Source organism: Lentzea sp. CC55, from assembly GCF_021056325.1.
Taxonomy (GTDB): Bacteria; Actinomycetota; Actinomycetes; order Mycobacteriales; family Pseudonocardiaceae; genus Lentzea; species Lentzea jiangxiensis.
On the sequence record NZ_JAJCXE010000013.1, the window covers coordinates 27,592 to 42,663 of the forward strand.

Consider the following 15,072-nt stretch of genomic DNA (forward strand, 5'->3'; position numbering starts at 1 on the left):
CAACCTCTTTTTGGGCGCGCAGCAGCGCCACGGGTACAGGGGGGAAGAGGAAAAGGGGTGCGGAACCGCGGCGTCAGGCCACGTCGCGCTCGCGGTGCCGCCGGCCCGCGACCCTGCCGCCGATCTGGATCCGGTCGATCCGGCCGCTGCGGGGATCTCGCAGGAAGCGGCCGGGACGACCGGTCGCGCCGTTGGCCAGGTCCGTCACGGAGAAGACGAACCCGTCGTGGACCGCGAGCCGCGCGGCCGGTTCGTCGTCGACGACCAGGTGCAGCTCATCGCCCTCGACCACGACCGAGAACGCCGTGTCGCCGTTGACGTACGTGCCGGTGCACTCGCGCGGGATCGACGCGCTCGGCTCGGCGTCGATCGTCGCCTCGTCCTCGGTGAGGTCGATGCCGACCGCGCGCAGTTCGGGCAGCAGGTCACGCCACAGGGCGGCGCCGGTCGACGAGTTGGCCGTCAGGGCCACGACCGTGCCGGACCCGGGGTTCAGGCGCAGGTGGCAGGAGGTGCCGTCGGCGGTGCCGTCGTGCCCGAGCCACCCGGTGCCGTGACCGCGGAAGATCGCCAGGCCGAGGCCCCAGCCGTCCGCGAGCCCGAACGGCTCCGCACCCGGCACCGGACGGCACATCTCCGCGAGGTGCTCGGGAGTGACCAGTCCGGGGTCGATGCCGCCGTGCCGGGGGTCGAGGTGCATCTTCGCCAGCTCGACGAGGTCGGCGGCGCTGGCGGCGAGACCACCGGCGGGCGCCTCGACGGGGGCGAGCTCCTGCTCGACGGGACGCACCAGGCGCAGGGCGTGGTTGACGGTGTGGCCGCTGGCCGTGGCCGGGCTCTCCTCCCCGGTGATGAACCCGAGGTCGATGCCCAGCGGTTTGAGCAAGATCGTGCGGACCGCCTCCGCCCAGGTCATGCCCGTCGCCACCTCGATCAGGCGGCCGATGAGGGCGTACCCCGTGTTGGAGTAGGAGAAGCCGGCGCCCGGCGGCTGCACGACGTCCTGCACGGAGGCTGCCAGCTCCACCCGGCCGTTCGGCGGGGCGACGACCTCCGAGGGCAGGCCACCGGTGTGGCTGAGCAGGTGGCGGGCGGTGAGCACGTCGGCGTGGCCGCCGAGCGCCTGCCGCAGTTCGGGCAGGTACTCCACCACCGGCTCGTCCAGGTCGACGTCGCCGTCGGACACCAGGACCATCAGCAGCGTCGCGGTGAACGTCTTGGTGATGGAGCCGATGGGCACCTTGCTGTCGCGCTTGACCGCACACCCGGTGCCGTGCCGTTCCTCACCGAACTCGAACTCCCGGACCTCACCATCCCGCCATATGACGAGCTGTGCACCGGGTACGTGGTTGTCAAGTGCTGATCGTCTCAGCACCTCGCGTAAGTGCTCCACCATTTCCTCTCACGGAACGTCTGGTTCTTCTGATCGATCTTCTGTGCTCCGGCACGGGACGCGGCACGCATACAGGCACCGATAACTCCCGCGCGGGCTTCCGCTCACTTCGCGGCCGCATTCCCCGTCAGCGAGAATTCCCTCCGGAGTTCACGACCGCCGACCAACACCCATACAGCCGACCAACGACGATGTCAGCCCCGAGTTACGAAGTCCCACAATTTGGTCCTGAATCTCATCGGCCATTGATGATGATCGCGAAAGGTCACCACAAATTGTCGCGCTTCACCCGAACGCCAGGTTTGACGGGGCCCGGCAGAGCCGAACCTGGCCGGTTCGGGCGAGGCTCCCGCACGCCGCGAGGTCAGCCGGCGGCGTCGGCCGACATCTGTTCCCGCAGGCTACGAGGCCGCATGTCCGTCCACACGGTGTCGACGTAGTCCATGCACTCCTGCCGCGACCCCTCCTTGCCCTCGCTGCGCCACCCTGCGGGAACCTCTTTCCCCAAAGGCCACAGCGACCGCTGCTCCTCATCATTGATCAGCACTTGATAAACGTCCTCGGCCACAACTCTCTCCTTCTCCCGGCGCCGACAACAGGCACGGTCCCGCCCTCGCCGGAGTCGGACTCGCCGACCATCACCGAGGAGAACCGTGAACACAAACCAGCGGCAGCGCACAACCGGCACCGCCGCAGCCGAAGATAACAGTGTCGTTCCGCCCGTGCACCCAAACACCGCCGAAAGGAGCATTCCATCCACGGCGAATGGGCATCAAAAAACTGTATGTTTAGCGGCCCGGCGACAGGGAACCGGCCCCTTACCCGAGAGTTACTTACTTCTTCGCAATTGCTCGACATGACAACGCGCAGGACAAATGCAATGGAGTTCCGGTGTGCTGAGCGCCACCACGTCCCGCCTCGGCCGACGGCACGACGCCGGTGACAGGACGAGTTCCGGGTGTGCTCGTGGGCTCAGCGGATCGCCTCCGGGACGCGAAGAGTGATCGCTTTCACGCGTAGCGCCGCCCTGGTCGGCCTGGTCGGCCTCGTGCCGGACGTGGTTCCCGGCACGAGGGCGGAGGTGGCGGTCTACCACGAAGCCGTCTGCCCACAGCCGGCCCTTGACCGTGGACGCCGCCGCGAACGCCTCCTTCATGACGAGGCTGCCCGCATTTGCCGCAAGCCCGGGAAAATTCGATTGCCCCGGCTCGTCGCGGACTCAGGCCGGCCGGGAGGAGTTCGACACCTCATCACCCGGTCGGCCCCCTGGCGGGAGCGGCATCAGAAGCGCGAAGGGTGTCCCAGTGTGCGGCGCAGCAACCGATGGGTACGCCGGACCGCTGCACGGCGTGCGTCGACGTTGATGGCGAGAGCGCGCACAACCGGATCGTCCGGGCCTCGCCGCAGACGGATCTCGGCGAGCCGGCTTTCGAACGTGGTCGGCTGACCGTCGGGCCCGGTGGTCATGTCGCTGTACCAGAGCGCGTCGCGCAGACGGCCCTGCACGTCGTCGAACTCCATCAGTTCGTCGAGCAGTCCCACCACCTCCGCGACGGCCGAGGCGCCGGAGTGGTGCGCCACCAGGTTGCACACCTGCCGGGGCACACCGGCTCGCAGCAGGTAGCGCGCCCCGTCGAGCGAGTGCAGGCCCGTTTCGGTCAACTCCTCCGCGTAGCCGATGTCGTGCAGCCACGCCGCCGCGACCAGCACGTCCCGCTCGCCGGCCGGCACGACGCGCGCGACCTGCTCGGCACGGCGCGCGACGCCGCTCGAGTGCGCCCATCGACGCGGCGAGCGCCGGGCCAGCAACCGGTGCGCCGTGTTGCGCGCCCAGCTGGTCAGCGGCGCGCCGGACATCTCCCCGTCGTCGGCCGGGAACTTCCGCACCCGCGCCCGTACCGCGCGTTCCACCAGCAGCGGGACGAAGTCCCGGACAGCCGCCCCACCCAGCCGCGCACGGGCGTGCTCGACCCACTCGTGCACCAGACTCGGAGGAACGCTGTCGTGCTCCGTCACCAGCCGTGACTCCATGCGGCGAATCTGCTCGTCCACCGCATGCCACCGCACCACGGGTTCTGCCGCCGGCACCCCGACCACCTTCCACGACGTCTCAGGCCCAGCGTAGGACAGCCACCGCCGACACGGCTCCAGCCGATCCGACCTCATCACGACGCCGACAGGCGAACACGATGTGCGGTATCAATTGCACAGACGTCCACTTCCGCCGCCGCAGCCCTCGTGTCGTCTTGTGACATCGAATGGGCGAGCGATTACCGGACGGTTCCCGAAGAAGCCGCACGAGTGGGACAAGCGTGCGCGGACCACCCTATCCTGCCTCTGTGATCTGTCCAAAATGTCATCACGCCATGCGCACCTTCGACCGGGACGGGATTCATCTCGAGCAGTGCGACAACTGCAAGGGCATCTACCTCGACGCCGGTGAGCTGGAGCAGATCCTGCTGAGCTACCGCACCCATCTGCAGTCCGCCGGCCACCAGCAGGCCACGCCGACTCCGCCGCCCTACCGACCTGCACCGATGTCGGCGCCGCACCACCCGGCACCGCCGCCGCGCGAGAAGAAGGACGACTTCTGGGGCGACGATGACGACGACTTCTTCGGCACGAGCAAGGATTCTCGCGGGAAGAAGAAGAAAAAGGACAAGTGGGGTTTCCTCGACGACATCTTCGGCTGAGACCGGAGCAATGCACGCCATCAGCACTGCCCCACGGAAGACGAGCGAGAACTCGGTACGCAACGGCGTACCGCGACCCGATACAACTTCGGAAATGCAGGTGCGCGGTGAACCAAAATCAGGGACGTTGTCCATTCTCCGGCCCGCGGCCGGCTCGGGCCGGACGAAGTGCCGGACCGGTCGGCGCAGACGGTCGCACGCGCGTCGTGCGGGCGTTCGGAACTCCTGCCACAGCCCCGTCGGCCCGGTCGTGCCATGAGTAGCCGGGCGGCGGGTCACGCCACGATCATCGCGTCGTGCCTCGCGCAGCTCATCGTCACGGTGGACATGACCGTGCTGTACCTGGCGGCACCCGAGCTGACCGTGCAGCTCGGCGCTTCGAACATGGCGATGCTGTGGATCGTGGACGTCTACGGGTTCACGATGGCGGGCCTGCTGGTCACCTTCGGCAACCTGGGCGACCGGCTGGGACGACGGCGGATGCTGGTGTGGGGTGTCACGGCGTTCGCCGCCACGTCGGTGCTGGCGGCGTACGCACCGACCGCCGAGGTGCTGATCGTCGCGCGGGCTCTGATGGGCGTGGCGGGAGCGGCGATCCTGCCGGCGACCACGTCCCTGCTGCGCGTCATGTTCACCACGCAACGGGCCCGCACGGCGGCGGTGGGCGCCAGCGCCGGCGTCTCCGCGGCGGGGTTCGCGGTCGGGCCGATCATCGGCGGAGTCCTGCTGAACCAGTTCTGGTGGGGTTCGGTCTTCCTGATCAACATCCCGATCGCCCTGTTCATCCTCATCGCGACCAGGTTCATCCCGGAGTCGCGCGCGCCGCAGGGGGTGCGGATGGACCTGGCCAGCGTGCTGCTGTCCGTGATCGGCGTGGTCGCGGTGGTGTACACGATCAAGACCGCCTTCGTCCTGGGCCTGTGGCACCTGGACGTGATGACCGCTCTGATCGTGGGAGTCGTCGCGCTGGGGCTGTTCGCCCGGCGGCAGCTGCGGCTCCCCGTGCCGCTGATCGACCTGCGCCTCTTCCAGAGCCGGCAGTTCACCGCCTCCGTGGGCTCGAACCTGATCGCGGTGTTCACCCTGTCCGCGTTCGGACTGATCATCAGCCAGTACTTCCAGCTGGTGCGCGAGTGGACTCCGCTCAACGCGGGGCTCGCCTACGTACCGGGAGCGCTGGCAGCCGTGCTGGCGGGCGGTGTCCTCGCCGCGTCGGTGATCAACAGGATCGGCCGCGGACCGGCGGTGGCGCTGGGACTGGTGCTCGCCGCGATCGGCTTCGGCGTGCTCGCCACCGTCCAGACGCAGTCGCCGTACATGGTGGTCGTCGCCGCGCAGGTCGCCGTCGGCGCGGGTGCGGGGCTGACCCTGACGGTCACCGGTGACACGATCCTCGGCACCGTGCCCCGGGACCGCGCCGGTGCGGCCGCGGCGATTTCGGTGACCGCGTACGAACTGGGTGGTTCCCTGGGGATCGCCATCATCGGAAGCGTTCTCTCCGGGATCTACCGAGCGCAGCTCCTCGTCCCTCCCGGTGTCCCGCAGTCGGTCGCCGACCAGGTCCAGGAGTCGTTCGGCGCGGCGGTGACCACCGCCCTGCCGGAGCCGGTCGCCACAGCCGTGCGGACCGCCGCCACCGAAGCGTTCCTCGGTGGCGTCCGGACGAGCATGCTCGTCAGCGCCGCCACCACGGTTCTCCTCGCTCTCGTCGCCCTGAGGGTCCTGCGCGGGGTTCCGAAGGTCATCGAACAGGAAACAGCACGCGAACCGGATCCCGCGCTCGGCGCGTGAGACCTCGTTGCTGCCGTTCCAGCGCAACCGGTTCGAATCAGAGTTCCGGCGAGGTGCTCGTCTTCACGCTGTGCGAGCTCGGCGGCGGATCAACGATCGGGGGCCGCGCACCTCGACCGCTCCCCCACCGCCGAGCTCCGCGGCCCTGATCAGGTCGCACATCTGCCGGCCGATCCACTCCCGCTCAGCCCCGCACGCGAGGAAGCTCAGCCGACCGGCTGAGCTTCCTCGCTGTTGCGCGACCGCCTCCGCGCCTTCGGGCGATCGCAACCGCGCACAACGGGAACACCGCCTGGCCGGACGAGTTCCGAAGGAGGCGACCGAATGTGGCGGATCGCCATCAGGGCTGGGTTTTCGACCTCGGGTCTTTCCGGCCGAACGCGCTGTCGGGTGGCCTCACCACACAGGCGGTCGTGCGTCCACTGTTCGCACGCCGACCCGGAACAGCCGCAGTACAACCCCCGCAAAGAAACGCGGACGCCGAGCTGTCGGCGTCCGCGAGGTTCTGGTGTTCGGCCTGTCTCCAGCGGGGAACGAGCTTGACGCCGGGCCGCGCGGGGGGTGGGACGCGGGCCCGGCGTCAAGCGTCTCACCGGGTCATCCAGCCCGGCGATCGGTGAGGTGCAACGCCGGCTGGTCGAGCCACGCCCGCGCCCTCTCGCCCTTCGACGCCCGTTCGGCTCGGGGGATCTGCTCGGCGACGACGTCGCGCACGAGCACGTGCCGGAACCCGTACTCGATCTCGCCGGTCTCGCTGTTGCGCCCCTGCCGACGCAGGAAGTCCCGCTGTTCCAGCAGTTCCAGCGCCTTGGCGACCTGGCGGGGGTCGCGTCGGCCCGTTGCGGCCACCGCGCCGGACGACACGACGTCCCCGGACAGGGCCGCGTCCTGCAGGACCGCCTTCACCTCGACCGGCAGCGAGTCGAGCTGCGCGGTCAGCACCCCGCGGACCGACGGCGGTACCGGCAGCGAGGTGTCGTTCCACAGGTACGTCGTGCGCGGGTCGGCCACCATGCCGGCGTACTCCGCGGCGAACAGCGGGTTGCCGCTGACGCAGGACACGAGTGTCTGCCACTGCTCGGACGACAGCTCCGACGCCGGCAGCAGGGAGCTCAGCAGTGTGCGGGTTCCGCTGTGCGACAGGGGTTCCAGACTGATCGTCGTGGCGTTGCGCTTGCCGCCGAACCACGACGGCCGGCGCTGCAGCAGCTCCGGCCGCGCGGTCGCGATCACCAGCAACGGCACCGAACCGGCCTGTTCACCCAGTTCCTCCACGAAGTCGAGCACCACGTCGTTCGCCCAGTGCACGTCTTCCAGCAGCACGACCAGCGGTTCGGACTCCGCCACCTCCTCCAGGAAGCGCCGCCACGCCGGGAAGTCCGCGGGCACCTCGGCGCCGGGCTCGGCCAGGCGGGCCAGGCTCGCGTGCAGCCGGTCCGCGAGCTCACCGGGACCGACCAGCGCCGCGAGGGCGGCGCGCAGGGTTCCCGGGGCGGAGAAGCCGCTCACGACATCGGACAACGCGCCGTAGCCGTGATCGTCGCTGTAGGCCGTCGCGGTTCCTCGCAACACCTTCGCACCAGAGGACGTGAGTTCGTTCACGAGCCTCGTCTTGCCCAAGCCCGCTTCGCCGAACACGGTCACGAAGTGCGGGCGGCGGCGCGTGCGCACCTCGTCGAGCAGTCCCCGCAACACCGACAATTCGCGCTCGCGTTCCACGAACGGCACAGCGGCCTGCGCGCGGCGGGTCGCACCGCGAGGTGACAGGCACGAGATCACCTGCCAGCCCCCGGCCGGGGTGCCGTCCACCTCCCACTTCGCGGAGTCGGCGGCGTCACGGGTCGCGGTGCACGCACGCACCTCTCCGAACGGTGCCGACTCCATCAACTGACGGCAGCGGTCGAGCAGGACGCCGCTGGCCGTGGGCGCACCCGACGAAGGCAGGCGCACCAGGGAGTCTCCGGTCGCCACGCCGATCTGCACCTCGGCGGCAGCACCCAGCCGGTCGCGGATGGCCACGGACGCACGCACGGCGCGATCAGCGTCGTCCTCCGCGGTCCTGGGCACGCCGAACAGGGCGAGGAACACGGATCCGACGCTTCCGCCGACGAGACCTCCCAGCCGGGACACCTCGGCGGAGACGACGGAAGCCACCTGCCGGTGCAGCGCGTCGACGTCCTCGGGGTCGCCGTCACCGGCCGCGGGACCGAGCTGGGCCGACACCATCACGACGCTGACGCGCTTGCGCTCCGCCATCCCGCCTTCCACCGCGTCCCCCGCGGGGGCGAGCTGGACGGCGGGCGGCGTCACCACGGCGGGCGTGCGCACGGGAGCGGGGTCCTGGCCGACCGCGAGCAGGTGCCTGCCCCGCACCGACGACGGGAGGTCCAGCGCGGGCGCGTGGTCGAGGATCGCGCGCTCCAGGTCCTGCAGCTCGCGGCCGGGCTCGAGACCGAGCTCCTCGACCAGCGCCGCCCTCGTGCGGCGGTAGACACCCAGCGCGTCCACCTGCCGGCCGCACCGGTACAGGGCGAGCATCAGCTGACCGCCCAGCCGTTCGCGGTACGGCGCGAGCTCGACCAGAGACTCGAGCTCGCCGATGATCTCCCCGTGCCTGCCGCAGGCGAGCTCCGCCTCGAAGCAGTCCTCCTGCGCCGCCAGCCTCCAGTCCCGGATGACGGTGATCTCCGGCCAGGTGAGCCCGGTCTCCGCGAGGTCCGCGAGCACCGGTCCGCGCCACATGCCCAGTGCCCTGCGGAGCACCGTCGCCGCGGCGGGCCAGTTGCCCGCGGAGAGCTCACCGCGCCCCTGCTCGGCCAGCCGCTGGAAGCGCGTCAGGTCGAGGGAGTTCTCGTCCACGCGCAGGAGGTAGCCCGGTGCGTGGGTCAGCAGCAGCGGGGCGCCCTCGGGGTGGTGGCCCGAAGCGAAGACGCCTCGCAGCCCCGAGACGGCGTTCTGGAGCATCTTGCGCGCCGTGGGCGGGACGTCCCGCGGCCACAACGCGTGGAGCAACTTGCTCGTCGCCACCACCCGGTTGGCCTGCAGGAGCAGGTAGCCCAGAGCCGCACGCTGCTTGATCCCGCCCAGCGGCACGGGTGAATCGTCGTCGAGGACTTCTAGTGGGCCCAGCAGGCGGAATTGCATGGTTCTGGCTCCATCGGTGGTTGTCCGGACGCAGGGCGGGGGTCAGCCCCCGGAGGTGTCACCGCCCCCAGGGGGTGTCGCCGTCCGCGGCGGTGCGGCCATCGACGGGAGAGGCGGAAGCCGAGTTGACCCGTCCCCAAGGGGTGTCGTGGGACATCACCGAACCCCAGGGCGTGTCTCCGTCGGCGGCGATCCGGGTCAGCGGGCCGCGGTGCCCGAGGCCGTCACCCGAGTGGACATCGTCGGCCTGCGCGGTACCGAGGCAGAGGGTCATCGTCAGAAACGCCGGAACAGCGGCGAGAAACAGGGCGGCAGCGGTGTTCTTGCGGATCATGTCTGTCTTCCTCGCTTGATCGGATCTCGGCTCAAGTCGTCGTGCGGGCACCTTCGAACGGTGTCTGGTGGCGAAGTTAGGAGGACCGCCCATCGCTCTTCTATCGCTCACCCACTGCGTATCAATTGGTCGCGATGGCGCGGCCGACGGCCAAGTGAGACACCCGCATTACTGACTCATCAGTCAGCTCACGACCACCACACACGAGCAGGCGAAATCCGGGAATTCGTTGCGGTACGCGCAACACGCGGCAACGCGGCGCATAACGACCGCGAAATCCCCGTGTTCGCAACCACGTATTCGCGTAGGTGCATGCGCGCCGTCCGGAGTCATTCCCAAATGAGATGGCGGCCGAGATCGTATGCATTGGATGCATTGCTTGTCGATGCACTGCGGCAACTTGACAACTTTCGTCACCCTGACTAACTTCGGGGAAGCAACGGGGCGGGGGCGAAGAAATTCGCGCCGAGACCACCGCTGGGTATGTTTCCACGCTGTTAACCCACCCCTCCGGTCATTCAGGCGAACGCAGAGCAGAGCAGCCGGCGCAGCACGAAGGACAAAGGCACAAAGGGTCGTCAACCATGAGCCTCGCCCCTGACGACGGACTGATTTTCAGACTACTCGGAATGATCGAGGTAATCGGCTCCAAAGAGCAGATGCCGACACCTCCGCGTCGCCAGAGGACCGTTCTGACCGCGTTGCTGCTCGAGGCGAACCGCGTCGTCGGCATGGAACAGCTCATCTACCTCGTGTGGGAGCACTCCCCGCCGTCGACCGCGCGGGCGCAGATCCAGATCTGCGTGTCCGCACTCCGGCGGGAGTTCGCGAGGGCCGGCGTCGACGCCAAGATCGAGACCCGGCAACCCGGCTACCTGCTGCGAGTCGCCGCGGACAAGATCGACATCTCCCTCTTCGAACGCCGCGTGGCCGCCTCCGACCTCGCCGTCCGCCAGGGCCGCCTGGAGGACGCGGCGACGATTCTGCGCGCGGCGCTGGCCCTGTGGCGCGGACCCGCGCTCAACGGGGCGGGCGCCACCCTGCAGAGCAAAGCGCTCCGGCTGGACGAGAAACGACTGGCAGCGCTGGAGAACTGCGTCGAGGTCGAATTGTCACTCGGCCGCCACCACGCCCTCGTCGGTGAACTGCAAAGCGTCGTGACCGAGAACCCGCTGCGGGAGCGCCTGCGGGGCCAGTTGATGGTCGCGCTCTACCGCGCGGGCAGGCAACCCGAGGCGCTCGAGGTCTACCGCGCGGGTCGCGACCTGTTCATCGAACGTCTCGGCCTCGAACCCAGCGACCAGCTACGCAGGCTCGAGAGAGCGATCCTCACCGACGACGAGGTGCTGCGGCTGGATCACGGGGACCGCGCTCCGGTCACGGCGCACAACGTCGTGTCACCGCACCAGCTCCCGGCCGCGACCTCGGACTTCATCGGTCGCGAGGAAGTGGTGTCGCGCGTCCAGGACGTGCTGTCCGGCGACCACATGACGATGCACGTGGTGAACATCTCCGGCAAGGCGGGCATCGGCAAGAGCGCTCTCGCCGTGCACGTCGCCCACCGCGTCGCCGCCGAGACCTACCCGGACGGTCAGTTGTACTGCGACCTGCGCGGTACCCACGCCCAGCCGGCCACGCCGGCGGAGGTTCTCGGGCGCTTCCTCGCCGCTCTGGGAGTCATGGGCTCGTCGCTGCCCGACGGCGTCGACGAACGGGCGGACATGTACCGCAGCATGCTGGCGCACCGCCGGGTGCTGGTCGTTCTGGACGACGCGGCCAGCGAGTCGCAGGTGCACCAGCTCCTCCCGGGCTCGCCGTCGTGCGGCGTCATCGTCACGAGCAGGGCTCGGCTGACCGGCCTCGCCGGATCTCATCTGGTCGAGGTCGACTGCATGAACTCCGACGACTCGCGGGAACTGCTCGGGCGCATCATCGGCAGGCAGCGCCTGGAGAGCGAACCGGTCGCCGTGCCGGCGTTGATAGACGCCGTGGGAGGGCTCCCACTGGCGCTGCGCATCATCGGCGCGCGTCTCGCGGCTCGCCCGCACTGGCCCCTCGCCGCGTTGGTCGGCCGCCTCTCCGACGAACGCCATCGCCTCGACGAGCTCGCGCACGGCGACATGGTCGTGCGCGCCAGCCTGTCGCTCACCTATGACGGCCTCCAGCCAGAAGCCCGCCGGATGATGCGGCTGATGTCGTTGCTCGAGGCGGAGAACCTGCCGAGCTGGACCGCCTCCGCTCTCCTCAACGACGACCACCGCAGTTTCGACCTGGTGGAGCGCCTGGTCGACGCGCAGCTGGTCGACGTGGTGGGCACCGACATCACGGGCCTGCCGCGGTACCGCTTCCACGACCTGATCCGCCTGTACGCCAAGGAGCAGGCTGCCGCGCACGAGGCCCCGGACACGCAGCTGACCTCCGTGGAGCGGGTCGTCGGAGGCTGGCTCGCGATGGCCGAACAAGCACACCGGTGCCTGTACGGCGGCGACTTCACCTTGCTGCACGGCCACGGGAAGCGCTGGCAACCACCCGCGCCGCACCTGGAGCAGGTGCGGCAGGACCCGATGGGCTGGCTGGAGAGCGAGCACCAGAACCTCTGCGCGGCCGTCCTCCAGGCGGCCGACGCCGGCTTGGACGAGCTGAGCTGGGACCTGGCGATAACGCTCGTGACACTGTTCGAGAGCCGCAGCCGCTTCGACGACTGGCAGCAGACCCACGAACGGGCGTTGGAGGCCGTGCGCAGGGCCGGCAACAAGCGCGGCACCGCGGCCCTGCTGTGCTCGCTCGGTTCGCTGCACCACAGCCAGCGGCGCATGGACGCCACCCGCGCCGCGCTGGTGCCCGCCCTGGACCTCTTCACCGAGCTCGACGACACCCACGGGGTGGCGTTGGCGCGCCGCAACCTCGGGCTGCTGGAGTACACCGAAGGCCGTCCCGAGATGGCACAGCGGATCTTCGAGCAGTCGCTGACCGGCTTCGAGCAGGTCGGCGACGTCATCGGCCGGGCCCACGTCGTGTCGCACCTCGCCCAGCTGTCGCTCGACCGCGGCGAGAACGAACTGGCGGCCGCCCAGCTGCGCGACGCCCTCGGCATGTGCCGGGAGATCTCCAGCCCGCGGGTGGAGGCCCAGCTGCTGTACCGGCTCGGTGGTGCGATGCTCGCGCAGGGACGGTACGAGCAGGCGCGCCAGCTCATGACGTCGGTGCTCACGATGGTGCAACGCTCCGGCGACACCGTCGGGGAGAGCTACGCCCTGCACTCGCTCGGCGTGATCCACAGCCGCATGCGCATGGTCGAGGAGGCCGGCGACATGCTGTGGCGGGCGATTCGGCTGTGCGAGGAGAACCTCGACCGCCTCGGGGCCGCGCGGGTCCAGCTCGACCTCGCCCAGCTGGTGTCGCAGTGCGGGGAGGCGTTCCCCGCGATCGCCATCGTGGAGCAGGCAATAGCGACGTTCCAGGAACTGCGGCTCGCGTCGTGGGAGAGCAAGGCACTGGCCGTGCTGGAGAAGATCACCGCGGAGAGCTCGCTGTCGGCCGCGGTCACGTCGAACGGCGGCGGGTTCTAGGTCCCAGGGGCGCTCAGGGGAGTCGACCGCCCACTCGCGCGGCCGGCTCCCCCACGGATCGTGGCGTCGTGCTCCCCCGCCACCGCGTTCACGAATCCTCCGCGAGTGCGCGCTCCTCCAGCTGCTTGCGGTCCGGCTTGCCGTTGCGGTTCAACGGGAACCGTCCGACGACGTTGACCCGGTTCGGCTGTTCGTACTTCGGCAGGATGTTGTTGATCAGCTCACGCCAGTGGGCCGGATCGCGCTTCTGCTCGTCCTCCACGTAGAACACGAGCGTCGAACCGCGCCGCTCGTCCGGCAACGCCACGATCATCGCGATGCAGCCGCGGGCGGCCAGGGTGTGCTCGATGATCTCGGGGTGCAGCGTGTAGCCGTTGCGGTGCACCGCCGTCTTGCGGCCGGCCACGAACAGGTTGCCGTCGGCGTCGAGGTAGCCGAAGTCGTTGGTGGCGTACCACTCCCGTGCGACCGGTGTGACCGTGCCCTGCGGATCGAGGTACCCCTCCATGAGATCCGGGTCCAGCACTTCGATCTCACCGATCTGACCGGCCGGGAGCACCGAGCCGTCCTCCCCGCGGATGCGCACCTCCATGCCCTCGACCGGCCGGCCCGTCCCGACCGGGTTGTCCGGGGTCGCGAACGCGACGTTGCCCATCTCGGTGCTGCCGTAGGAGTCCAGCAGCGGCAGGCCGTACACCTCGGCCGCCCGGTGGGACAGGGCCGGGTCGAGTGGCGCGGCACCGCTGCACAGCATGCGGACCTCGCCGAAAGTGCCGAGGAACGACCGTTGCCGCTCCACGATGTTCAGGATGCTCTTGTAGGTGGCGGGCGTCGCGTCGACCACGGTCGCGCCCACCATCCCGGCGAGCCGCAGCGCGCGGTCCAGCCTGCGGTACGGGGCGATCACCAGCGAGCACCGCACGAGCCAGGCGATGAGGACCATGGAGATCCCGTACTGGTGGTTGAACGGCAGCAACGGGAGCAGGACGTCGTCGGGCCGGTGGCCGACGAGGTCCGCGTTGCGCTGCAGGTTCTTCAGGAACCGGCCACCGTTCTTCACGACCCCCTTGGGCTCGCCGGTCGAGCCGGAGGACCACATGATGATGCTGTCCGGCAGCTCGCACCACGCCGAGAAGTCCAGCGCCGCGTCGACCGGTTTCCGGCCGCAGGCGCCCACGGCGAGCTCGTAGCAGTGCACGACCTCCTGGTCGTGCGAGATGGGGGCCTCGTCGTCGACGATGACCATTTTGACCAGTGAACGAGTGCAGGCTTCCGCCGTCTGGCCGGGCTTCTGCTGGTGGTCGACCAGCACCACGGACGCACCGACGTGCATCAGCGCCAAGAGCGTGCTGAGGTAGGAGACGGAGTTGTCGACCTTCACCAGGACGCGGTCGCCGAGGCCGAGACCCTTCTCGCGCAGCACGTCCGCGGTGCACAGGGCGCGCTGTTCGAGCTCGTCGAAGGTGAAAGTGACATCCGGGGCGAACAACATTGCCGGCATCGGATCAGCTCCTTCAGAACGGCTGTCACAAAACAAGGTGGTGCACGAAACTCCAACTACCGCCCACGGGGCGGTAATCGCGTGATTGGTGGTTCTTCTCAACCGCGACGTGCGGGAGACAGGAAAAAATCGCGTCGACTGCGCGAACTGCTGAAAACTGAAATCACGAGCCTGCGATGGGAAACACACCGCATCACCGGCGCGGCGAAGTCCGTCGGCCGGTCACGCGGTCACCGGCCGCGAACCGGCCGCCGACGCCGAGGGCGTTGTGGCCCGAGGCGCCGACAGCCACCCGCGGTCCGCCTCACTCGGCGAGGCGAGTGCGCCCGGTCCAGCGGAACACCACCTCAGCGCGCTCACCGGGCGCGGCGGCGTCCCGTTCGAAGTGCTCGTGCCCGCCGTAGTGCGGGATCTTCACCTTCCTCTCCTCGCGGTGGACCCGCTGCGCCCGGATCTCCTGCGGCAGGTCGGCGGGGCCGCCGTGCAGCACCGCGTCGACCAGGTAGCCGGAATTGCCGCCGGCGGCGGCAACAGTGTCGTTCGCACCGTTGATCTGCACAGCCTCGGTCATGCTGGGTTCCTTTCGCCACGAGTCGTGAGCTTTGCCTGCGACGTCCTCGCTGCCACGTGCCACGGCAGGAGTTGCG

Annotated in this window: 10 protein-coding genes; 3 read left to right on the forward strand and 7 right to left on the reverse strand. The window is 69.4% G+C overall.

The features are described from left to right. Positions 1 to 73: 73 nt before the first annotated feature. The 3 genes from L6E10_RS08385 to L6E10_RS08395 form a co-directional block, all read right to left on the reverse strand. On the reverse strand, positions 74 to 1,396 hold the full coding sequence (locus tag L6E10_RS08385) for a serine hydrolase (protein ID WP_236218441.1): 1,323 nt from the start codon (positions 1,394 to 1,396) through the stop codon (positions 74 to 76). A 361-nt stretch (positions 1,397 to 1,757) separates the two neighbouring features. Then, positions 1,758 to 1,961 (reverse strand): MbtH family NRPS accessory protein, encoded by a 204-nt coding sequence (locus tag L6E10_RS08390; protein ID WP_236218443.1) that lies wholly within the window; start codon positions 1,959 to 1,961, stop codon positions 1,758 to 1,760. 713 nt (positions 1,962 to 2,674) lie between these two features. Further along, complete coding sequence (locus L6E10_RS08395; RefSeq protein WP_236218445.1) at positions 2,675 to 3,445, reverse strand: three-helix bundle dimerization domain-containing protein; 771 nt, start codon at positions 3,443 to 3,445, stop codon at positions 2,675 to 2,677. 314 nt (positions 3,446 to 3,759) lie between these two features. Between L6E10_RS08395 and L6E10_RS08400 the strand changes: the two genes are divergently transcribed. Both L6E10_RS08400 and L6E10_RS08405 read left to right on the forward strand, forming a co-directional pair. After that, positions 3,760 to 4,086 carry a zf-TFIIB domain-containing protein gene (locus tag L6E10_RS08400; protein ID WP_236218447.1) on the forward strand — a complete coding sequence of 109 codons (327 nt, stop codon included), beginning with the start codon at positions 3,760 to 3,762 and terminating at the stop codon, positions 4,084 to 4,086. Between the two features lie 255 nt (positions 4,087 to 4,341). Beyond that, complete coding sequence (locus L6E10_RS08405; protein WP_236218449.1) at positions 4,342 to 5,877, forward strand: MFS transporter; 1,536 nt, start codon at positions 4,342 to 4,344, stop codon at positions 5,875 to 5,877. Positions 5,878 to 6,474: 597 nt separating this feature from the next. Here L6E10_RS08405 and L6E10_RS08410 read toward each other — a convergent pair. Further along, on the reverse strand, positions 6,475 to 9,021 hold the full coding sequence (locus L6E10_RS08410) for a BTAD domain-containing putative transcriptional regulator (RefSeq protein ID WP_236218451.1): 2,547 nt from the start codon (positions 9,019 to 9,021) through the stop codon (positions 6,475 to 6,477). A 58-nt stretch (positions 9,022 to 9,079) separates the two neighbouring features. Then, entirely contained in the window at positions 9,080 to 9,355 is a 276-nt protein-coding gene (locus L6E10_RS08415; protein ID WP_236218453.1) for a hypothetical protein, read from the reverse strand. 629 nt (positions 9,356 to 9,984) lie between these two features. Between L6E10_RS08415 and L6E10_RS08420 the strand changes: the two genes are divergently transcribed. Further along, positions 9,985 to 12,924, forward strand: coding sequence for a BTAD domain-containing putative transcriptional regulator (locus tag L6E10_RS08420; protein WP_236218455.1), 2,940 nt, complete (start codon positions 9,985 to 9,987; stop codon positions 12,922 to 12,924). 88 nt (positions 12,925 to 13,012) lie between these two features. On the opposite strand, the gene L6E10_RS08425 is transcribed toward L6E10_RS08420, so the two are convergent. Both L6E10_RS08425 and L6E10_RS08430 read right to left on the reverse strand, forming a co-directional pair. Continuing rightward, positions 13,013 to 14,425, reverse strand: a complete 1,413-nt coding sequence (locus L6E10_RS08425; protein WP_236218456.1) for a class I adenylate-forming enzyme family protein — start codon at positions 14,423 to 14,425, stop codon at positions 13,013 to 13,015. Positions 14,426 to 14,729: 304 nt separating this feature from the next. After that, positions 14,730 to 14,996: a DUF5988 family protein gene (locus L6E10_RS08430; protein WP_236218458.1), complete on the reverse strand. Its 267-nt coding sequence runs from the start codon at positions 14,994 to 14,996 to the stop codon at positions 14,730 to 14,732. Between the last annotated feature and the right edge of the window lie 76 nt (positions 14,997 to 15,072).

Coding starts and splice junctions, on each gene's coding strand:
- L6E10_RS08385 (WP_236218441.1), bottom strand. CDS start 1,396: ATGGTGGAGCACTTACGCGAGGTGCTGAGACGATCAGCACTTGACAAC.
- L6E10_RS08400 (WP_236218447.1), top strand. CDS start 3,760: ATGCGCACCTTCGACCGGGACGGGATTCATCTCGAGCAGTGCGACAAC.
- L6E10_RS08405 (WP_236218449.1), top strand. CDS start 4,342: ATGAGTAGCCGGGCGGCGGGTCACGCCACGATCATCGCGTCGTGCCTC.
- L6E10_RS08410 (WP_236218451.1), bottom strand. CDS start 9,021: ATGCAATTCCGCCTGCTGGGCCCACTAGAAGTCCTCGACGACGATTCA.
- L6E10_RS08415 (WP_236218453.1), bottom strand. CDS start 9,355: ATGATCCGCAAGAACACCGCTGCCGCCCTGTTTCTCGCCGCTGTTCCG.
- L6E10_RS08420 (WP_236218455.1), top strand. CDS start 9,985: ATGATCGAGGTAATCGGCTCCAAAGAGCAGATGCCGACACCTCCGCGT.
- L6E10_RS08425 (WP_236218456.1), bottom strand. CDS start 14,425: ATGCCGGCAATGTTGTTCGCCCCGGATGTCACTTTCACCTTCGACGAG.
- L6E10_RS08430 (WP_236218458.1), bottom strand. CDS start 14,996: ATGACCGAGGCTGTGCAGATCAACGGTGCGAACGACACTGTTGCCGCC.